The organism is Sorangium sp. So ce128 (genome assembly GCF_051525245.1).
Lineage (GTDB): Bacteria > Myxococcota_A > Polyangia > Polyangiales > Polyangiaceae > Sorangium > Sorangium cellulosum_B.
The window spans coordinates 1,639,507-1,660,084 of record NZ_CP150313.1 but is presented as its reverse complement, the minus strand read 5'-3'; the positions used below and the strand labels follow the sequence as shown (position 1 = coordinate 1,660,084).

The following is a 20,578-nucleotide window of genomic DNA, read 5'->3' as shown; positions in this document are numbered from 1 at the left end:
ATCAGGTCAGGCGACAATTTCTCTAACCTTGGGGCCTGGATGACCGTCATGCGCGGTCGTTGGCGATGCGCCCGTCGACGATCTCGATGACGCGGTCGCACTGCTCGGCGATGCGCGGATCATGGGTGACGACGAGGAACGTCGTGCCGAGCTCGCGGTTGAATCGGCGCATCAACGCGAAGACCTCGGCCGACGACTCGGTGTCGAGGTTCCCTGTCGGCTCGTCGGCCAGGATGAGCGGCGGTCGGCGCGACAGCGCGCGCGATGGCCACGCGTTGCTGTTGGCCGCCCGAGAGCGCGGTCGCCCTGAAGTTCATCCGGTCGGCGAGCCCCACCGCTCCGAGCAGCTCGACCGCGCGCGCCTTCATGGCCGACGAAGGGAAGCCTTCGTCGCCCCAGGCGGGCAGCATGACGTTCTCGAGCGCGGTGAACATCGGCAAGAGGTGATGGAACTGGAATACGAAGCCGAGCGTCCGCGCACGAAGCCTGGTGAGGCTCGCCTCGTCGAGCCCCGTCGTGTCCTTGCCGTCGACGACCACGCGCCCGCGCGTCGGCCGATCGAGCAGGCCGATGATGTTGAGCAGGGTGCTCTTGCCGGAGCCGGACGGACCGATCAGCGCGGCGAACTCGCCCTTCTCGATGCGGAGATCGACTCCATCGAGAGCGCGCGTGACGACGGCCTGGCCGTATTTCCTTCACCGCACCTTCGACGACAAGCAGCGGATCAGCCATGGCGGATCGCCGACGCCGGATCGAGCCTGGAGGCACGGTGCGCGGGGAGCACCGCGGCGAGGAGCCCCACGCCGAGCGCCAGGACGGTCGCGAGCACGAAGAGCTCGAGATCGAGCTGCACGGGAAACTTCGGGGCGCCGTCGGGCCCGCGCACGAGGCCCTCGAAGAGCTTCGACAGGAGCGCCCCGAGCGCCGATCCGACGAACGACCCGAGGAGCCCGAGGACCGCGCCCTGGATCAGGAAGATGCGCAGGACGCGGCCCCGCGACGTGCCGACCGCGCGGAGGATGCCAATCTCGCGTGACTTCTGGACGACCGACACGATGAGCACACTCGCGATTCCCAGCGCGACCGCGAGGACGACGAAGAACTGGATCATGCTCTTCGAGCTGCTCTGCGCCGAGAGGCCGGTGAGCAGCTCGGCGTTGATCTTCATCCAGCTGTCCGCCTTCAGCCCCGTCCTCCCGCGCAGCTCGCCCGCGACGGCCTCGGCGGCGAACACGTCGGCGACCTTAAGCTCGATCGAGGTCGCGCCGTCGGGGAGTGCGTAGAGCGTCTGCGCCCTGCGGAGCGACGTGATCACCCAGGTCTTGTCGACCGCCTCGTTGCCGAGCGAGAAGATGCCCGTGATCGCGACGACATCGTCGATCCCTTCGGTGGTCGTGATCCGGATCTTGTCGCCGACGCCGACGCCGAGCTCGTTCGCGAGCACGGCGCCGATGACCGCGTCGCCCTCGGTGACGTCGAACCGACCTCCGAGCAGGCGCTTCCGGACGTCGATGATCGCGAGGAAGCGCTCGGGATCGACGCCGCGCACGACGACGGCGTTCTTCGCCTCGGCGCGGACGGCGAAGCCGGCGCCCACGATCGCCGGCGACGCGGCGACGACGCCGGCGGTGCGCTCCGCGTCGGCCATGACGAGCGGCCAGTGGTCGATGGAGCGAAGGCGCTGCGGCGCGGGCTGCACGGAGCGCGCGACGGCGCGATCGTTCGAGGGGTCGACGAGCGGACGCGCCGCTTCGCGCTGCACCTGCAACGTGACGTGCGGCTGCGAGCCGAGCGTCTTGTCGATGAGCGACACCTGGAGGCCGTTGATGAGCGCGGAGAGGAAGACGATGACGCTCACGCCCACCGACACCGCCGCGAGGATCAGCGCGGTCTGCCCCTTCGCGTCGCGCAGGTAGCGCAGCGCCACGAACCATTCGAACGGCATCTCAATCGAGCTCCGTGCGCACGCGCTGGCCCGGCGCATGGACCCGTCCGTCGGGCAACACAACGACGCTCCCCTCGCCGAGGTCCTCGACGACCTCGACGGCGCCCTCTCCGCGGATGCCCAGTTCACGTCCTTGCGCACGAGGCGATCGCCCTCGACCGCGAACAGCCAAGGCGCCGGCGTCGCCGCGTCGCGCACGGCGTCGCTCGGAACGATGAGGGCATTCTCGCGCCGAGCGACCGAGAGATCGATGGAGACGGTCATGTCGGGCAAGAGAAAGGCTGGCGCGCGCGGCACCGCGAGGCGCACCTCGACACTGCCTCTCTGCGGATCGATGGAAGGCGCGATGTAGCTCACATCGGCGTCGAACACCTGTTGCGGATAGGCGTCCGCGGACACGCGCTTTCTGCCCCAGCGCGATCCACGCGAGGTTCCGCTCATCGGGCTGGAAGACGAGCTGCGGGCTCCCGTCCGCGGCGAGCACCATCAACGTTCGCGCCGGCTGCACGACGTCGCCGGGCTCCACGGAGCGCGTGAGCACGACGCCGTCCTGATGCGCCACGATCCGCGTCTGCGCGAGGCGAACGTTCGCGCCGACATACTGCGCCTGCGCCTGGAGGAGCGCAGTCAGCGCGACGCGGGAGTCCGCGCCCATCGGCGTCGACGCGATGCGTTGCGCCTCCGCCGCGACCTTTTGCGCGCGCGCGAGCTCGACGCTGTGCTGGGCGTTGTCGAGCTCGGCTTGAGCGACCGCCCCCGACGCCGAGAGCTCTCGCACCCGCGCGAGCTCGACCTCGGCACGCTCGAGGTTCGTCTCCGCTTGACGGAGCGCCTCTGTCGCGACGATCGCGCCGACGCGGCGGAGCTGCTCGACACGCGCGTTCGCCTGGTCGACGGCGGCCTTCGCCTGCGACACCGCCGCGCGCGCCTCGGCGTCGTCGATCTGCACGAGGAGATCGCCCGCCTTCACGCGTTGCCCCTCGATCGCGCCGACCGCGACGACGAGGCCCGGGACCTACGCCGCGACCTGAACGCGCGTCGGCACCCTCACCCGTCCGCTCGCGACGACGCGCTGCTCGAGATCCTTTCGAGCGGCCACGGCGACCTTCACCTTGGGTCCGCGCGCGCGCACCGCCATCACGATCGTGGAGGCCGCGAGCAACGCGATCAGGAGCCAGAGGCCAGGGCGCCGAAGGAGCGTCCTCATTTGCCGAACCGTCTACCACCGAACCGGCGCGGCCTGCGAGGCCGTCACGCGGAACGCAGGCGCGGGAGAAGAGACGAAGCCCCCCGAGGCATGTGCCTCGGTGCGCTCCGTGAACCGCGCCTCGCCGCGATGTTCGCAAGGAGAGAGGAATGGCTCCGCACTTGTGGCTCGTAACCAACCCGTTCGCAGGGCTTTCTGCGGGACGAGTTCTCTCCGCTCGTACCGTCCCAGCGAGAAGCCGAGCGCAGGATTTCAGGCACTTGGAGAGGGACGACCGGGACGCTCTCCAGCGTTCGCACCGTCCCACGACGGGTGCGGGGCCGTTCGTCACCCCGCTCGGGTCCAGGCGTGGGGACAAAACCACTTCACATCATATAGGTTTGCAGGCAATATGTCCCCGTGGCTGCACAGGTCTTCAAGCGCGAGGTCGAGCTGTTCCGCCAGCATGGCGGCGGCCTCCGCATGGCCGAAGCGCTGCGCCTGGGCATCAACCGGAAGACGCTCTACGCCCTGCGCGACGCCGGCGTCGTCGAGCCCATCTCCCGAGGTGTGTACCGCCTCGCGTCGCTCGATCCGCTGGCGCACCCGGACATCGTCACGGTGGCGAAGCGCGTCCCGCAGGGCGTGCTCTGCCTCATCTCGGCGCTCTCGTTCCACGAGCTGACGACGCAGGTGCCGCACACGATCGAGGTGGCGCTCGAGCGAGGAAAGACGAAGCCGCGCCTCGACTACCCGCCGACGCGGTTCTTCTGGTTTTCGGGGCCGGCGTTCCACGAGGGCATCGAGACCCACGAGCTCGACGGCGCGCCAGTTCGCATCTACGACCCCGAGAAGACCCTCGTCGACTGCTTCCGCTACCGGAACCAGCTCGGCATGAACGTCGTGCTGGAGTCGCTGCGGCTCTGGCGTGAACGCCGCCGCAGGAAGCTCGACGTCGTCCTGAAGTACGCCCGCATGCGCCACGTCGAGCGCGCGATGCGCCCCTACCTGGAGGCTTCGCTGTGACCGTCAAGAACGTCTCGAACCTCGCTGCCTCGGTGCAGGCTCGTCTCCAGAACCACGCGCACGCCTCGAAGCGACCGTTCCAGGAGTTGCTCCAGTACTACGCGATGGAGCGGTTCCTCTACCGGCTGGCGACGACCCCTCACCGCGCGCGCTTCGTCCTCAAGGGCGCGCTGATGCTGCACGTGTGGGACGCGCCGCTGGCGCGCGCGACGAAGGACTTCGACTTTCTCGGCCGCCTCGACAACTCACTCGGGAACCTCGAGCGCGTGGTCCGCGAGGTCTGCGCCGCCGACGTCGAACCCGACGACATGGTGTTCGACCCGGCCACCGTGAAGACCGAGCGCATCAAGGAGGACGCGGACTACGAGGGCGTGCGCGTTCGCCGACCTCGAACTCCTCGGCCTCGAACATCCGCTTGTGCAGGAGGCCATCAAGCGCTGGCAGGCCGTCTCGCCCGAGAGCATCGGCGTAGCCGTGTCGGGCTCCGAAGGCCCGGGCGTGCTGACCTGGTGGCTTGTCGAGACGCGCGGGCCCTCGGGCGAGCACCGCGCCACCGTGCTGCCCCTCGGCGTGAGCGACGACGGCAAGCGCAACTCGCGCCTCGAACGGCTCGGTGCGAGCGTCTTCACGCGCACGGGCCACGTCAACGGCACGACGGCATCAGCGCGCAAGGCGCTGCTCCACGAGAAGGTCGAGCCGATGCTCGAGCGCGAGCTGTAGCACCGGGAGATCGTTCCCGAGGGCGGCAGCTACGCCGCGAAGCTGATCGGCTGGGTCGAGGTGAGCCCGCCATGAAGCACCCACTCTCCCTCACGTCCCCGTCGGCGGCTGCTCTGAGGCTTTGTCCGTCCGCCGGAGGCATTCCATGAGCAACGAAGCTCTCAACGCGGTCTGCCCGTACTACACGATGTACCCGCTCGACTTCCCGCTGCGCGTGCTGGAGCAGTACGGCAAGCGAGGCGACTGGGTCATCGATCCCTTCTGCGGGCGCGGCACCACGAACTTCGCCGCTCGCCTACGCAAGATGCCCTCGGTCGGGGTGGACAGCAGCCCGGTGGCCGCCGCCCTCGCGCAGGCGAAGCTCGCCACGGCAACGCCAAGCGGAGTCACCGCGAGCGCCAGAGCCATCCTGAAGGCGGCCAAGGAGCCGACGTCGTTGCCCACGGGCGAGTTCTGGAGGCTCGCGTACCACGAGCACACACTCGTGCAGATCTGCCAGGTCCGCGAGGCGCTGCTCGCGGATTGCTCCTCGGACACGCGCATCCTGCTGCGAGCGATCGTGCTCGGTGCGCTCCACGGCCCGCGCCCCAAGGGGGCCCCGTCGTACTTCTCGAACCAGTCGCCGAGGACGTTCGCCCCGAAGCCGAAGTACGCAGTGAAGTTCTGGACAGCGCGAGGCATGCAGCCGGTCGATGTCGACGTGCTGTCGATCATCAAGACGAGGGCGGACCGCTACCTCACGGAGCCGCCACCGAATGTCGGCGGCAAGGTGCTGCTCGGCGACAGCCGCGTGGCCGACACGTTCACGGACACGCCCAAGGCGCGCTTCGTGGTCACCTCGCCTCCGTACTTCGGCATGCGCACGTACTTGCCGGACCAGTGGCTTCGGCTCTGGTTCCTTGGCGGCCCCGACTACGTCGAGTACCGCCAGCCCGAGGGGCAGCTCGAGCACTCGGGGGCCGACCACTTCGCTGCGGAGATGGGGCGCGTATGGAAGAACGTCGCCAAGCACACGACCAACGACGCGCGGCTCATCATCCGTTACGGAGGCATACACGACCGCGATGCCGTGCCGATGGACGTGCTGAAGAAGTCGCTGGTCGACTCCGGCTGGAGGATGAAGACGGCGAAGGCCGTGCCTGATTCCGACAGCGGCCGCCGACAGGTGCGGCAGTTCCAGGCCGTGCCGAAGAAGGCGATCACCGAACATGACGTGTATTGCCACCGTGCCTGAGGGAGAGAGCCAGTGACGAAGGGCAACCAGAAGAAGGCGGCGGCAGGCGCGAAGACGCAACAGCCAGCGGCGAGCCACCTCCTCAAGGGCGAGAAGGTCTCCTTCGACGACGACGTGACCGAGAAGAAGGTCAGCGACGAGGAGCTCAATAGTCGCTACGCGAAGGGCGAGATCCGCATCGTCACGGAGCAGGCGCGCTATCCGCTCGCTGGCATCCTCAAGATGTTGGAGGAGAAGATCGACGGCGAAGGCGGTGAAAAGGAGTTCCGCTACAAGCTCGATCCCGAGTACCAGCGTCGGCATCGCTGGAGCGTCGAGCGGAAGTCCCGGCTCATCGAGTCGTTCCTCATGAACGTACCGGTGCCACCTGTGTTTCTTTACGAGCGCGAGCTCGCGCGCTTCGAGGTGATGGACGGGCGCCAGCGTCTGACTGCGCTGAGCGAGTTCTACGCCGACAAGTTCGAGCTCACCGGGCTGCAGTACTGGTCGGACCTTGATGGGCGCACCTACTCAACACTTCCGTCAAAGGTCAAAGACGGCATCGACCGCCGCTACATCTCGTCGATCATCCTCCTCAAGGAGACGGCCACGACCGAGGAGCAGGCCGCGATGCTGAAGAAGATGGTCTTCGAGCGCCTCAACTCCGGCGGCGTGAAGCTGGGCAGCCAAGAGACCCGCAACGCGGTCTATGGCGGACCGCTCAACTCGCTGTGCCTCGCGCTATCGGAGAACGAGAGCTTCCGGCGCATGTGGGGCATTCCGCTCGATCCGTCGCCCGAGGAGAAGGAGACCGACGAAGAAGAGGCCGACGAAGCCGTCGACGAGCCGACCAAAGCGGGGACGCGCATGTTCGAGAAGATGGAGGACGTCGAACTCGTGCTGCGCTTCTTCGCGTACCGGCAGATCACCTCCAAGTTCAACCTCAACAAGATCTCCGAGTTCCTCGACCGCTTCATCATGGGGGGCAACAGCTTCGCGCCGACGCTGCTTGCCAAGTACAAGGCGATGTTCGAGGCAACGGTGGCCTTCCTTTGGGAGGTGCTGGGGACCGAGGCCTTCACGGTGCGCGGCTCGTCGAAGCGCCCCACCAAGATCGTCTACGACCCGCTGATGTTCGTGGCGAACAGCGCCGACGTTGTCCCGCATCGAGCGAAGCTCGTCGCGAAGAAGGCCGTCCTGCGTGACGAGCTCGAGGCCATGTACAAGACGAATCACGAGCTGTTCTCTGGGCGTCGCACAAACTTCAAGGACACCCAGGACCGCAACCGTTGCGTGAGCGAGGCCTTCGCCGCCGCGATCACGAAGACCAAAAAGTGATCGCGACGGAGCCTGCCTGTGCGTTCTACGTTGGATGAACTCATCACGGAGCTGGCCGAGCTGAAGGCGCTCGTGGCGTCGATCGACCCGGTCAACGCCGCGCTGGTGGGCCACAAGGACACGGTGGTGCAGCAGTACGTCTCGATCCGGCGTCGCTTCGACTACGGGGCCTTCGTCGTCGCGCTGTACGCGTCGTTCGAGAAGTTCGTCGAGAATCTCGTCACCGCGTACGTGCGGCTCGAGGCCGGGCGCCTCGACTACGCGGCCCTCCCGAAGAAGCTGACGGACAAGCATCTCGCCGGAACGGCAGAACTCCTGTGGCGCGGTCGACGCGGGTATAGCCGCTACGTCGGCCTCAGCGAGCTGGGCGTGGTCAAGAACCTCTTCGAATGCCTGAGCGGCGCAAGGCCCTACGAGCTGAACGAGGCGGTGGTGATCGCGCACGACGCGAACCTGCGCGCGGGCGAGGTCGATGCTCTCTTCGGTGCGGTTGGCATCGAGCAGATCTGCGACCGCGCATGTCGCGCCGACGCGATCGTCGCCTGGTACTGCACCGCGCAGGGGCTCGACACGCCGCCGCAGGACGGCGTGAAACGAACGGTGATCGACGAGCGTCTGAAGGACATCGTCGAGCGGAGGAACCAGGTCGCCCACCGTGGAGGCAACCCCATGAACCTCCTCGGAGGCGCGGACATGAGCGAGGCTGTGGCTTTCATCGAGAGCTTGGCGACCTCGATCTTCGGGCTGGTCGTCGGCCGCTACCTGGAGACCCACCATGCAGCGTCCAGCGGCCGCATCGAACTGGCGTTGCGTGACGGGGATGGGCCCTTCAGGGGCCGCACGGTCGTCGTCGTCGACAAGCCTGCTCAGAGGCTCTTCGTCGGCCAACCGGTGTTTGTCGTCGTGGAGTCCACCGGAGCTCGCTGGGGACGCATCCAGAGCCTACGAGTCGATGATGCCGACGTGCCGGAACTGGCGGTGAACGCGAACGCGCCCACGGGCGTTGGCGTCGGCCTGGACTTCAAGTTCCCCAAGAGCGCCGACGCGAAGCTGGTTGCCCTCGCGGCCGATGACGACTTGGTCTGGAGCCCACTGACTGTTGCAGCTGCGCCAGCCGCATAGAGGGTCAGCGCCGAATGATGAACCGAACCGAGCGCCCCGACTGAACCGTTCGCTGTTCGGTCGCCCAGGCTTTGTCTTGGGGGCCACCGAGGATCTTCGTTACGATTTCGACGATGAGGCGGTTCACGCGGTTGTTGTCCTGCTGAAGGCTCGCGGGGAGCACCGCCTTCACCTTGCCCATCAATACACCCCACGGGATGCCGTTGCCCTGGAGCAGTGACTTCCTGATTTCAGCGTCCTGCGCGACCGCGTCGATTGCGATGTCGATGTCGGAGCGAAGCGCGTCGGGAGGCGTCTCAGCGATGCTGGGCGTGTCCTCATCATCGACCTGCGCCGGAACGTCAGCGGTGGTGGTGTAAGATCGAGGTGGTGCTGCAGCTACGGGCGAGGCAGTGGGACCGCTCTCTCTCAGCTTCGTCGCATAGTTCTGGACTGCCGGAAGCGAGTAACTGACGTCGCGCGTCTTGTGCATCTTCTCGAACGAGAGGATGCGCAGCGGCACCGGGTAGGCGTTGCCCTTCACGCTGCTCCAGAACACGCCCTGACCGACCAGCGGTTCGTTGAGGAGGCTGCTCAGGAGATCATCGCTGAAGTGCGCGTTCGCCTTCCGCACGTTCTGCAGGTCGCTCGCCGAGAGCAGGTGGAAGATGAACCAGTTGTCGCCCTGGCTGAGGATCTCGACGGGGATGCTGCCCGGCTGCTGCGTGATGAGCACGGCCCCGAGGTCGTACTTGCGGCCTTCCTTCACCCACTCGATGTAGGGTGTGGCGGCCGAGGCCTTGTCGTTCAGCACGCTCTGCGCCTCCTCGACCACGGCGATCGTCGGAATGCTGGCAGAGTCGGCGCGCGTGAACTGCTCCTGGTTCCAGTCGAAGATGCGGCGAAGAATGAGACCGGAGAGGATCATCGACGCGCCGCCGCGAAGCTGGGAGACGTCGACGATGCACAGCTTGCCGTCGCGCAGCGCCTGAATGAGGAGGTCGAGGAGCCGGCTCGCGGGGTCATGAAGCTGCGAGACGATCTTCGTCATGTTGCCGCGCGCAGCGAGAGCCTCAGCGTCCTGGCCATCGGCGAGACCGAGCAACTCCTTGATCTCGTCCAGGTCGGCGCCGTTGCGATCCGACCAGATGAGGTTGACGAGCTGCTCCCATCGACTCGAATCGAGCCCCCGCAGCTTGCTGACGTTCTGCTGGTCCTGCCGCTCCGGTGGCAGCGCGATCGAAATGACGTCGGCAGGGCGAAGGCGGCGGATGTCGAGCTTGATCGTGCCCGCGACGAACGACTGGTAGAACGGGCTCGGCGCCGCGCGCGAGGTGAAGACGACGACCTGGTTCTCGAGCGCGGGCACGTCACACAGCCCGGGGCGACCCTTGTCGTCCGGCCAGAAGTACTCGCCGTCGGGGTCGAAGATCATCGTGCCGACGGGGACCTTCTTGCCGCCGCGCTTTTCGACAGTGGGCGTCTGCGAGTACAGCGCGCTGAAGAGCAGCTTGTTGAGGTTCGACTTACCGAAGCCGGCACGCGCGAAGACGAACGACCGGCGCGACACGAGATTCGCGATGTCGAACTTCACCGTGATCGTCGGGTCACGGAGCTGCATCCAGTTCTCGGCGTTCAGTCGCTCGTCGCCCTTGGCGAAGACGTACTCGCCGAGCGCGAAGAACCCAAGCTCGGCGCCGAGCTGGTTGTGGCCCGCGATCTCGCGGAGCACGGCACCGGAGGGGAACGCGACAGGGCTGCCGACGTGCGGCAGGCGTCGGTGCGAGGGGACGAACACGAGCGAACCGTTGTTCTTGCGGAGGACGCCGAGCACGCGGATGTTCACGCGGTACTTCAGGTAGTCCTCGCGCAGCCCCTCGGGGACGGCACGCCGTTCGCGCACAGCGCGGATGTTGAAGTCCTCGCCAGACGGGCCGCTCAGGCGCCCCTCGGACGAGAGCGACGTGATGCGCCCGAGCACGGCCTCGTCGGGCGTCTCGAGCTGCACGAGCAAGAACTGGCCGTGCATGGGCGTGTTGTGGAACTCGGTGCGGTAGGGCAGCGCGAGGTCGGCGTGGAACTCCATGCCACCTTCGCGGAAGCCACGGAAGACGCCGACGACCTGGGCGTCAGGGAAGAGGTTGAGGTCCGCCATTTTTTATCCGTACCGCTTTCCCGCAGGGTCCGCGTCGATGAGGGCCAGCTCGTCGAGAACGGGAGCGCTCTCGCCAAGGGACTCGCGGATCGCGTTCACGATTCCCTGCTGGAGGATGTCCATGTCGAAGTCGACGAGTGCGGCGTTCTCGTGCGCCCGCTGGAGGCACCGCGGGTAGAACGGCACCGGGAAGCCTTCGATCGCATCAGCGAGCAGGCTGCCGAAGATGAGCTGGGCGTCGCTGAGCTGCGTCTCGAGCAGATCGACGGGCCAGATCGGGTCGCGCGGTCGGCCACCGAACTTCACGAAGAACATCTTGCCGGCGACGAACTTGTTGACCTCGCCGGTCTCGACCTCGCCGCCGCGCGCGTACTCGGACCAGACGTACGCGTTCTGCTCCAGCTCGCGCGAAACGTCGGAGTAGCAGGGGTAGTCGGTGCGCATGGTGCCCTCAAGCATCATGGCGAGCCGGTATCGCTGGAGCACCTTGGAGTGCTTCGCGACCCCGACCACGTAGATGTTACGGCGCTTCGCCTTCTGCGTGCGCAGGGCCTCCTCGATGCCTTTGCGAAGGTCGGCGAAGAGCGTCGTCGAGAACACCTTGCTGCGCAGCAGGCCGTCCCAGACGATCACCGTGTCCGTGCCGTAGTCCTTCTCGCGCAGGAGCGAGAAGAGCACCGCCCACTCCGTCAGCTCCCGGTAGACCTGTACCCAGCTTGGCGAGGGCGTCGCCGGCGGCTTCTTGATCATCGGCGACAGCTCCCAGAGGAACGTCACGCCGAGGAACTTCATCATCTTGCCGAGCGGGGTCTTGGCGCTTCCGTCTTCGAGGTGGCGCTTCGAGAGCGCGACGAGGTCCGACGTTGGCGTGACGACCTCGAGGCAGTACTCGTTGTTGCTCGAGTCGACGACGCGAATGAGCTGCGCCATGAAGGGGTCGAACTCGACGCGGTTGTTCCCGCCGTCGGTGCCCACCAGAGACACGGCGGTGGTCTGCCTCGGCATGATCCGTCGCGCATCGACGAGCCCCGAGCGCACCTCGGCGCGCAGCTCCTCCAGAAGCTTCCGGTCCTCGACCATCCGCTCCCGAAGCTCCTTGCGCAGCTGCGCCATGCTCTCGGGGTCAATCACAGCTTGACAGTGTATCAGGGCACGCCTGGCCAGTTAAACGTCAACGGCATCGTCCCGCCCGAAGGCCCTCCGCTGCTAGCCGCTCTCGGCTTCTCTCATCCGGAGGACAGAAGAGAGAGCGCGAGCGCCGTGCAGAACGCCCTCGTCGCGCGCGCCTTCACGCTCGCGGCGCTCTCTGCTCGAACGCTACCCACGCGCGCGTCGTGCGCGCCGATGATCGCGGAAGCGTGGGCCAGAAACGAACCGGCCCCGGAGATCGCTCTCCGAGGCCGGTTCTAAAAGAGCGAGATCGCGTTTCAGCGATCCCGCAGGAGTAGCTCCAGCTGCTGGACTCGAACCAGCGACCCGGCGGTTAACAGCCGCCTGCTCTACCAACTGAGCTAAGCTGGAATGCGTTGGAGACGGGCGCGAGGATAGTCAGCGAGGCCTTCCCGTCAAGCGAATCCGCACCGCCGCTGAAGTTTACGTGACGCCCGGTGTGCTCGCCCGCTCCGCGCGAGATTGCCCGCCCGGCGTGCTTCTGCGACAACGCCGCCGTGCAGCGCGCCGCCGTGCCCTTCCCGCCGCATCCGCCGGACGCCCCGGCGCCCTCGGATCCCCCGCACTCCGCCCCGGATCCCTCGCGAACCGCCGCGGACCCCGCGCAGGCCGCCCCGGCTCCTGCCGCTTCCTCCCCCGCCCCCGCCGCCGCCTCTCCGGCCCCCTCCGCCGCCACCGCCCGCTCCGCCGGCCGCGGCGGCCTCGCCATCGCGGGCGCCAAGGTCTCCTTCATCCTCTTCGGCTTCGTCCAGCAGCTCATCCTCCCGCGGCTGCTCGGCACGGACGGCTACGGCGCGGTCTCCGTCGTGCTCGCGGGCGTCGGCGTCGTCAACAACGTCATCGTCGCGACCGGCATCCAGGGCGTCTCGCGCGCCGTCTCCAGCGTCGCGGAAGAGGACGTGGCCGCCGCCTTCCGCCGCACGCTCGCCCTGCACGCCCTCCTCGCCGTGGTCGTCTCCGCCGGCTTCGCGCTCCTCGCCGGCGCCATCGCCGACTTCTCCGAGGCCCCGCACGTCGCCGGCCCGCTGCGGCTCGCCGCCGCCGTCGTGCTCCTCTACGGCCTCTACGCCCCGCTCGTCGGCGCGCTCAACGGCCAGCGGCGCTTCGTCACGCAGGCCGCCTTCGATGTCGGCTATGGCGCGCTCCGCACCGCGAGCATCGCCGCCTTCGCCCTGCTCTTCCTGCGCGCCGGCCAGAGCGGCGTCCTCGGCGCGATCGCCGGCTTCGTCGCCGCGGCCGCCGTCATCGTCCCCCTCGCGCTCACCAGGACCGGCCTCGGCCGCCCCGGCAGCGCCGGCCCCTCGATCCGCCAGCACGCCGCCTTCCTCCTGCCGCTCGCCGTCTCGCAGACGTTCCTGAACCTCCTGCTCCAGACCGACTTCTTCCTCCTCCGCCGCTTCCTCGGGCAGGCCACGAGCGGGCTCGCGCTCGGCGCCAAGGCCGCCGACGACCTCATCGGCGTCTACCGCGGCGCGCAGCTCTTCGCGTTCCTGCCGTACCAGCTGCTCCTCTCGGTCACGTTCATCCTCTTCCCGATGCTCGCCCGCGCGCACGCCGAGCACGATCGCGCGGCGGTCCGCCGCTACGCCATGACGGGCGTCCGCCTCTCGTTCCTGCTCACCGGGCTCCTCTGCGCCCCGATCTCGGGCCTCGCCCCGCACGTCCTGCGCTTCGCCTTCCCGGTCGAGATCTGGAGCCGCGGCGGCGACACGCTCCGCGTCCTCTCCCTCGGCATGGGCGCGTTCGCCGTCCTCGGCGTCGCCTCGGCCGCGCTCACCAGCCTGCACCGGGAGCGCGTGGCCGCCGCCCTCACGGCCACCACCGTCCTGCTCGTCGCCACCGGCTGCTCGATCGCCGTCCCGCGCGCCGCGTTCGGCCCCGACATGCTTGTGCGCTCCGCCGTCGCCACCTCGCTGGCGCTGGCCACCGCCGCGGTCGCCGGCGGCGCCCTGCTCCACCGCGCCGCCGGCGGCTTCGTCCCCGCCCGGACGGCGCTCCGCGTCGGCGCCGCGCTGCTCGCCGGGATCGCCGTGGGCGCGCAGCTCCCGTGGCTCGGCAAGATCGCCGTGCTCGGCGAGGCGATCCTGGTCGCCCTCGTGTACCTCGCCGTCCTCGTCGCCACGCGCGAGGTCGGCCGCGAGGACCTCGCCGCCCTCAAGCAGGCGTTCGGGCGCGGCGCGCGGCGCGCCTAGCTCCGCCCGTCCGTCCCGACGCGCGCCCTGCGCGCCCGCCTACAGCCGCCTCCGCGCCCTCTTGACCGTCAGCCGGCGATCTCGCATACGGCCTCTCCCCCCAGCCCGGCCAGCGCCGCGCCCGCTCGAAGGCCGAGCGGAGCCCCACGGCGCGCCGGGCACGCACAGGCAGGCGAAGACGTGGCCCCTCAATTCATCTTCACGATGCAGGATGTCCGGAAGGTGCACCCCCCGAACAAGGAGGTGCTGAAGGGCCTGTGGCTCTCCTTCTACCCGGGCGCGAAGATCGGCGTCCTCGGCTCGAACGGCGCCGGCAAGAGCACCCTGCTGCGCATCATGGCGGGCGTCGACAACGAGTACCTCGGTGAGGCGAAGCCCGCCGACGGCATCCGCATCGGCTACCTCGCCCAGGAGCCGCAGCTCGAGGCGGGCAAGACCGTGCAGGAGCACGTCGAGATGGCGGTCCACGACGTCCGCTCCCTCGTCCAGCGCTTCGAGGAGATCGGCGCGAAGCTCGGCGAGTCGCCCCCCGACATGGAGGCGCTCCTCGAGGAGTACGCCGCGCTCCAGGACAAGATCGAGGCCGCGAACGGCTGGGAGATCGACCGCGTCGTCGAGCGCGCCATGGACGCCCTCCGGCTGCCGCCGCCCGACGCCGACGTCACCAAGCTCTCCGGCGGCGAGCGCCGCCGCGTCGCCCTCTGCCGGCTCCTCCTCGAGAAGCCGGACATCCTGCTGCTCGACGAGCCGACCAACCACCTCGACGCCGAGAGCGTCGCGTGGCTCGAGCGCTTCCTCCACGACTACCCCGGCACCGTCGTCGCGGTCACCCACGACCGGTACTTCCTCGACAACGTCGCCGGCTGGATCCTCGAGCTCGACCGCGGCGCCGGCATCCCGTACGAGGGCAACTACACCGGCTGGCTCGAGCAGAAGAAGAAGCGCCTCGAGCTGGAGCAGAAGCAGGAGAGCGCGCGCAAGCGCACCCTGGAGCGCGAGCTCGAGTGGGTCCGCATGGCCCCGCGCGCCCGCCAGGCCAAGAGCAAGGCCCGCCTCGCCGCCTACGAGACGCTGCTCGCCGAGGACAGGTCGAAGAAGGTCGAGGAGAACGAGATCCACATCCCCGCCGGCCAGCGGCTCGGGAACGTGGTCGTCGAGGCCGAGCACCTCCGCAAGGGCTTCGGCGACCGCGTCCTCATCGACGACCTCAGCTTCTCGCTCCCGCGCGGCGGCATCGTCGGCATCATCGGGCCGAACGGCGCCGGCAAGACCACGCTCTTCCGCATGATCATGGGCCTCGAGCAGCCCGACGGCGGCGCGCTCCGGCTCGGCGAGACCGTGGAGCTCGCGTACGTCGACCAGTCGCGCGACGCGCTCAACCCGACCAACAACGTCTGGCAGGAGATCTCCGGCGGCGAGGACCGCCTCCTCGTCGGCAAGCGCGAGGTCAACTCGCGCGCGTACGTCGCCAGCTTCAACTTCGCCGGCAGCGACCAGCAGAAGAAGGTCCGCGACCTGTCCGGCGGCGAGCGCAACCGCCTCCACCTCGCCAAGCTGCTCCGCCGCGGCGGCAACGTCCTCCTGCTCGACGAGCCCACCAACGACCTCGACGTCGACACGCTCCGCTCGCTCGAGGACGCGCTGCTCAACTTCGCCGGCTGCGCCGTGGTCATCAGCCACGACCGCTGGTTCCTCGACCGCATCGCGACCCACATCCTCGCCTTCGAGGGCGACAGCAAGGTCGTCTGGTTCGAGGGCAACTACGCCGACTACGAGGCCGACCTGAAGCGCCGCCTCGGCGCCGACGCCGCCGAGCCCCGCAAGCTCCGCTACCGCAAGCTCACCGCGAGCTGACCCGGCCCGGCGCGCCTCGCACGGCGCCCCCGCGGCGTTCCACCCTGGAGCACGTTTCCGGTCGGGTGCGACGCGCACACACCGGTATTTTCCCGTCACAGGATCCCCCCGCCCACGTAAGCGTCCGACCGCGCATCAGCTAAGCTGCGCCCCGATGCACGGCACGAGGAGAAAGGGCTCCCCGCCGAGCGCCCGCAGGGACTGGGGGCGCCTCGCCGTGCGCGTTGTGTGCGCCGTGTTCGCGGTGATCGGCGCGATCCCGCTCGCGCTCGGCTTCCTCGTGCGCACCGAGACGGTGCGGGCCTGGGCGGCGCGCGAGACGGCGGCGCTGCTCCAGCGCGAGCTCGGCATCACGGCCCGCTACGACGTGCGCGTCCAGGCCTGGCCCCTCATGGTCGGCCTGAACCGGCTCGTCGTCGACTCCTCGGACGGCGGCGCGCCGTTCCTCGAGCTCGAGCGCGTGGCCATCCGCCCGCGCCTGTTCTCGCTGCTCGCGGGGCACATCGACGCGGGGGACGTCGAGATCATCGGCCCCCGCGTCCGCGCGGTGCTGAAGGACGGGGAGCTCCGCAACCTCACCCTCCCGAGCACCGGCAAGGGCGGCGGGGGCGGCCTCGACCGCGCGCCGCTCTCCTCGGTGGCCATCACCGACGCGCGGCTCGACCTGACGATCGACAACGTCCGCGTCCAGGCCACCGAGGTCGACGTCGACGTCTCCGCCGAGCCGTCGGACGCGTTCGAGATCGCGATGCGCTCCGGCCTCGTCTCGGTCGTCCGCACGCACCCCGCGCCCGGCCACGAGGCCGAGGAGGACAGCGTCGACGAGGACGTCGTCTGCCGCTTCGACACGCGCGTCCGCGTCGAGCCGGGCCGCGCGCTCGTCCGCCGGCTGATCCTCGAGGGCGCCACCGACTTCGACCCGGATCCCGGCACCGCGCCGCCCTGCGCGCTCCAGGACGGCGACTGGCGCCGGGTGGAGCTCGAGCTCGGCGCCCTCCGCGCCGTCGGCCTCGGCGACGGCATGCCCCACCGGATCGAGGGCCGCGTGCGGGCGCGCCTCCCCGTGCCGATCGTGCACCGCTTCGTGAACCTGCCGCCCGCGTCCGGCTCGGTCTCGCTCGACGTCGACGCGGAGTACGACGCGGCGTCCGCGCCGCTCGGCCTGGCGCTCCCCCGCCTCAAGGGCACGCTCCTGCTCGACCGGCCGGGCCTCGACGGCAGGGTCTTCGCCACGCGCCTCGCGGGCAAGGTCTCGACGACCCCTGACGCCGTGCAGCTCTCCGACACCGACGTCGCCTGGGCCGACGGCACGCTGAAGATCTCGAGCGTGGAGATCAAGCCGTTCGAGAAGGGCGTGCCGCTCCAGGCCGGGCCGATCGACCTCGCCAACGTCGAGCTGCCCGGCCTGCTCCGCGACCTCGCGGTCCACCCGCAGGCGCACGTCGCGTGGACGCTGCGCGAGGGGAGGTTCGATCGCTTCGGCGGCACGCTGTCCCCGCTCTCCCTCGAGGGCCCCCTCGCCGTGCAGACGCACGGCTTCGACATCTTCGATCACCCGACGAAGGACCCTGCCCGCAAGCGCCTGATGGGCGTCAAGGAGGCCACGGTCCGCGGCTCGTTCCAGGTGCGGCCGAACGCCGTCGTGCTCTCGGGCTTCTCGGTCGACACGCCGAGCTCGCACCTCAGGACCACCGTCTCGCTCGGCTTCAACGACCAGCTCGGGGTCGAGGTCCACCCGGGCTCGCGCGTGGACCTCGCCGAGATCTCGCCGCTCGCCGCGCTCGAGCTCGCCGGCGTCGCCACGATGAAGGCGGCGATGCACGGCTCCTACGAGCACCCGAAGCTCACCGGCGAGATCGGCGTCGAGAAGTTCGTGTTCGGCGGCTTCCCCATCGGCGACCTCGAGCCCTCGCCGGTCGCGTTCGAGCCGCTCGCCCTGACGCTCGAGAACGCGCGGGTCCGGCACGGGGCGAGCCGCGTCCGGGTCCCGTCGATCAAGATCGATTTCGACCCGGCCGGCAACCTGCCCAAGGGCCGCCCGCTCGACAGCTCGGCGGGGATCGTCGTCGTGGACGCGACCGTCGACACGCGCGAGGCGCCGCACCTCTCCGCGCGCGACCTGCTCGAGGTGCTCCGCCTCGACAAGGATCCGCGGTTCGCCGACTACAAGGCGACCGCGAGCGGGACGGCCCGCGCCCACTTCGCGCTCGGCGGCCCCGAGGACCGCTGCGGCGGCGGCTACCTCGCCGTGAACGCGGGCATGCGGCTCACCGGCGTCGAGCTGCTCGACGAGCGCTTCGACGAGGGCGAGGTCGACCTCGACATGATCTGGGACGACCAGGCCGCCGGCGCCGACGGCATGCGGCTCGACGTCCGCTCGGCGTCGCTGCGCAAGGGCACGGGCTCCGTGCTGGCGAGCGCCTCCGTCGCGCACGGCGGCGCGCTGAAGGGGAGCGTCATCGCGAGCGGCCTCCCGCTCTCGCGGATCGACGGGCTCGGGGCGGCGGCCTCGCAGTTCGACGGCTCGGTGTCGGTCGTCGCCAGCCTGGGCGGCACCGTGAGCAGGCTCTCCGGCTTCGCGGACGTGCACGTCTCGCGCGTCGGCATCCGCCGCACGCACGCGAGCCTGCCGCCCTCGCGGGTCGCGCTCACGATCGTGCCGAACGACAAGGCGCCGAAGGTCATCGGCAGGACGCCGATCTGCGGCAACCCCCAGGGCGCGCCGTTCGACCCGGCGGAGTACGAGCGCGACCTCCCCGACGGCTCCCTCGTCGCGAACGGCTCGCTGTTCGGCGGGCAGGTCGCGCTGAAGGGGCTCCGCGTCACGCGCCAGCGGCGCAAGATCGTGGACGGGGACGTGCGCATGGACGCGCTCGACCTGGGCACGCTCGCGAACCTGATCCCGGGCGCCGCGCTCGCGGCGGCGCCGAAGGGCACGATGACCGGGTCGCTCGACATCGAGCGGCTCCCCCTCACGGATTTCCGGCAGGCGGCGCTCACGCTCACGGTCGACGCGCTCAAGCTCGATCGGGAGGGCCAGGGGGTCCACCTCACGAGCCCGAGCGGCCCGATCCGCCTCGCGGGCAACACGCTGAAGGTGCCGGAGCTCCACCTCGAGGCGCACACCGCCTCGCGCCTGTCCGCCGCGTTCACGGCGTCCGGCGACGTCAAGCGCGTGTTCACGGCGCCGGACCTCGACGTGGCGATCCGGGTAAGCCCGACGAGCCTCTCGCGGCTCAGCGCCGACATCCCGCAGATCCGGCACGCGCGGGGCACGGTGCAGGCCGAGGTCCAGGTGGCCGGGCCGCTCCAGGGGCTGCGCTACACCGGCTCGGCGACGCTCAAGGAGGGAGAGCTCGACGTGGTCGGCCTGCCGGTGTCGCTCGACGACATCGACGTGGAGTTCGCGATCGGCGGTGACCAGGTGCGCCTCACGAAGGCGAGCGCGCGGGTCGGCACGGGCACGGTGACCGCGGTGGGGCACATGCCGGTGCGCGGCCTGACCCTCGGCACGGCGCAGGCATCCATCGTGGCGACCGGCGTGAAGCTGCCGGTCGCCGACGGGGTGAACCTCACCGCGAACGCCAACCTGACGGCGAGCTTCCGGCCCGGCGTCGAGGACGAGGCGTCGGGGGAGAAGAACCTGCCGCGGGTCGAGGGCAAGATCACGCTCACGTCGTTCAGCTACACGCGCCCCATCCTGATGAGCATGGACCTCGGCGATCTCACGGGGCGCCAGCGGACGACGGTGCAGACCTACGACCCCGCCGCCGACGTGGTCCGGTTCGACGTCACCGTCGCCTCGCCGAACCCGCTCCGCTTCTCGAACGATCTGGCCGACATGCGGCTCGAGGTCTCGCAGCCCGGGCTCGCGCTCTCGGGCACGAACCAGCGCTTCGGCGCGCGCGGCACGCTGCGCATCCTGCCCGACTCGAAGCTCATGCTGCGCAGCACCGAGTTCGAGGTCCGGGACGGCTACGTCCGCTTCGACGATCCGTTCCGCATCGCGCCCAAGGTCGACGTGCGCGCCGAGAGCGAGTACCGCCGCTACACGTCGACGAGCACCGCCGCCGCGGCGGACGCGACGTCGGGCGCGGAGCCCACGGCGCCGACGGCCGCGGCCGCGGGCAGCAGCGCGAACTCCAGCGGGCTCTGGCGCATCAAGCTGCACGCCCAGGGCGACGCCGACAACCTCCAGCTCAACCTGACGAGCGATCCGCCGCTCAGCCAGGAGGACATCGTCCTGCTGCTGACGCTCGGCATGACGCGCGCCGAGCTCAACCAGGGCGTCGTGTCGTCGCTCGGCGAGACCATGGGCCTCGAGGCGCTCTCGTCGCTGACGGGCGCCGACAAGGCGGTGAAGACGATGGTCCCCCTCATCGACGAGTTCCGCTTCGGCACCGGCTACTCGTCCAAGAACGGCGCCCCGGAGCCGACGGTGACGATCGGCAAGCGCATCACGGACGCGGTGCGCGCCAACGTGACGACGGGGCTCTCGCAGGGCAGCCAGGTGCGCGCGGGCGTCGAGGTGAAGCTCAGCGACCGGATGAGCCTCCAGGGGTCGTACGACAACTCGAGCGACGCCTCGAGCTCGCCGGTCGGCAACGTGGGCGCCGACCTGAGGTGGCGGCTCGAGTTCGAGTGACGTTCGAGCCGCGGACGGCGCTCGAAGGACGCT

At 69.5% G+C, this 20,578-nt stretch carries 12 protein-coding genes, 1 tRNA gene and 3 pseudogenes; 9 read left to right on the top strand and 7 right to left on the bottom strand.

What is annotated here, in order from left to right:
- Positions 1-46: 46 nt before the first annotated feature.
- The 4 genes and pseudogenes from WME82_RS06365 to WME82_RS06350 all read right to left on the bottom strand — a co-directional run.
- Positions 47-677, bottom strand: a pseudogene (locus WME82_RS06365) (ABC transporter ATP-binding protein); the annotation flags it as partial.
- Between the two features lie 47 nt (positions 678-724).
- Entirely contained in the window at positions 725-2,344 is a 1,620-nt protein-coding gene (locus WME82_RS06360; protein WP_438042081.1) for an FtsX-like permease family protein, read from the bottom strand.
- A gap of 40 nt (positions 2,345-2,384) precedes the next feature.
- Positions 2,385-2,600, bottom strand: a pseudogene (locus WME82_RS06355) (efflux RND transporter periplasmic adaptor subunit); the annotation flags it as partial.
- A gap of 360 nt (positions 2,601-2,960) precedes the next feature.
- Positions 2,961-3,152 carry a hypothetical protein gene (locus tag WME82_RS06350; protein ID WP_438042080.1) on the bottom strand — a complete coding sequence of 64 codons (192 nt, stop codon included), beginning with the start codon at positions 3,150-3,152 and terminating at the stop codon, positions 2,961-2,963.
- A 399-nt stretch (positions 3,153-3,551) separates the two neighbouring features.
- On the opposite strand from WME82_RS06350, the gene WME82_RS06345 reads away from it, so the two are divergent.
- From WME82_RS06345 to WME82_RS06320, 6 genes and pseudogenes are all read left to right on the top strand, one after another.
- The gene (locus tag WME82_RS06345; protein WP_438042079.1) at positions 3,552-4,157 is read left to right on the top strand and encodes a type IV toxin-antitoxin system AbiEi family antitoxin domain-containing protein; all 606 of its coding nucleotides are present in this window, start codon (positions 3,552-3,554) and stop codon (positions 4,155-4,157) included.
- Positions 4,158-4,261: 104 nt separating this feature from the next.
- Positions 4,262-4,540 (top strand): annotated as a pseudogene (locus tag WME82_RS06340) (nucleotidyl transferase AbiEii/AbiGii toxin family protein); the annotation flags it as partial.
- A 34-nt stretch (positions 4,541-4,574) separates the two neighbouring features.
- Positions 4,575-4,877, top strand: coding sequence for a hypothetical protein (locus WME82_RS06335; protein WP_438045039.1), 303 nt, complete (start codon positions 4,575-4,577; stop codon positions 4,875-4,877).
- Positions 4,878-5,022: 145 nt separating this feature from the next.
- Positions 5,023-6,111 (top strand): DNA methyltransferase, encoded by a 1,089-nt coding sequence (locus WME82_RS06330; protein WP_438042078.1) that lies wholly within the window; start codon positions 5,023-5,025, stop codon positions 6,109-6,111.
- Positions 6,112-6,225: 114 nt separating this feature from the next.
- Positions 6,226-7,428 carry a DUF262 domain-containing protein gene (locus WME82_RS06325; RefSeq protein ID WP_438042077.1) on the top strand — a complete coding sequence of 401 codons (1,203 nt, stop codon included), beginning with the start codon at positions 6,226-6,228 and terminating at the stop codon, positions 7,426-7,428.
- A gap of 30 nt (positions 7,429-7,458) precedes the next feature.
- A complete protein-coding gene (locus WME82_RS06320; protein ID WP_438042076.1) occupies positions 7,459-8,550 on the top strand; it encodes a HEPN domain-containing protein in 1,092 nt (363 codons plus the stop codon).
- A gap of 4 nt (positions 8,551-8,554) precedes the next feature.
- On the opposite strand, the gene WME82_RS06315 is transcribed toward WME82_RS06320, so the two are convergent.
- The 3 genes from WME82_RS06315 to WME82_RS06305 all read right to left on the bottom strand — a co-directional run bounded on the left by WME82_RS06315 (position 8,555) and on the right by WME82_RS06305 (position 12,205).
- Positions 8,555-10,684 (bottom strand): ATP-binding protein, encoded by a 2,130-nt coding sequence (locus tag WME82_RS06315; protein WP_438042075.1) that lies wholly within the window; start codon positions 10,682-10,684, stop codon positions 8,555-8,557.
- Between the two features lie 3 nt (positions 10,685-10,687).
- Positions 10,688-11,815, bottom strand: a complete 1,128-nt coding sequence (locus tag WME82_RS06310) for a hypothetical protein (protein WP_438042074.1) — start codon at positions 11,813-11,815, stop codon at positions 10,688-10,690.
- A 317-nt stretch (positions 11,816-12,132) separates the two neighbouring features.
- A tRNA-Asn gene (locus WME82_RS06305) sits at positions 12,133-12,205 on the bottom strand.
- A gap of 86 nt (positions 12,206-12,291) precedes the next feature.
- On the opposite strand from WME82_RS06305, the gene WME82_RS06300 reads away from it, so the two are divergent.
- The 3 genes from WME82_RS06300 to WME82_RS06290 all read left to right on the top strand — a co-directional run bounded on the left by WME82_RS06300 (position 12,292) and on the right by WME82_RS06290 (position 20,545).
- A complete protein-coding gene (locus tag WME82_RS06300) occupies positions 12,292-14,046 on the top strand; it encodes a lipopolysaccharide biosynthesis protein (RefSeq protein ID WP_438042073.1) in 1,755 nt (584 codons plus the stop codon).
- Positions 14,047-14,226: 180 nt separating this feature from the next.
- The gene (gene ettA, locus WME82_RS06295; RefSeq protein ID WP_438042072.1) at positions 14,227-15,900 is read left to right on the top strand and encodes an energy-dependent translational throttle protein EttA; all 1,674 of its coding nucleotides are present in this window, start codon (positions 14,227-14,229) and stop codon (positions 15,898-15,900) included.
- 154 nt (positions 15,901-16,054) lie between these two features.
- Complete coding sequence (locus WME82_RS06290; protein ID WP_438042071.1) at positions 16,055-20,545, top strand: translocation/assembly module TamB domain-containing protein; 4,491 nt, start codon at positions 16,055-16,057, stop codon at positions 20,543-20,545.
- Positions 20,546-20,578: the final 33 nt, after the last annotated feature.

Bases quoted from the DNA above. Each gene is read 5' to 3' on its own strand.
- WME82_RS06330 (WP_438042078.1), top strand. From the start codon at position 5,023: ATGAGCAACGAAGCTCTCAACGCGGTCTGCCCGTACTACACGATGTAC.
- WME82_RS06290 (WP_438042071.1), top strand. From the start codon at position 16,055: ATGCACGGCACGAGGAGAAAGGGCTCCCCGCCGAGCGCCCGCAGGGAC.
- WME82_RS06315 (WP_438042075.1), bottom strand. From the start codon at position 10,684: ATGGCGGACCTCAACCTCTTCCCTGACGCCCAGGTCGTCGGCGTCTTC.
- WME82_RS06350 (WP_438042080.1), bottom strand. From the start codon at position 3,152: ATGAGGACGCTCCTTCGGCGCCCTGGCCTCTGGCTCCTGATCGCGTTG.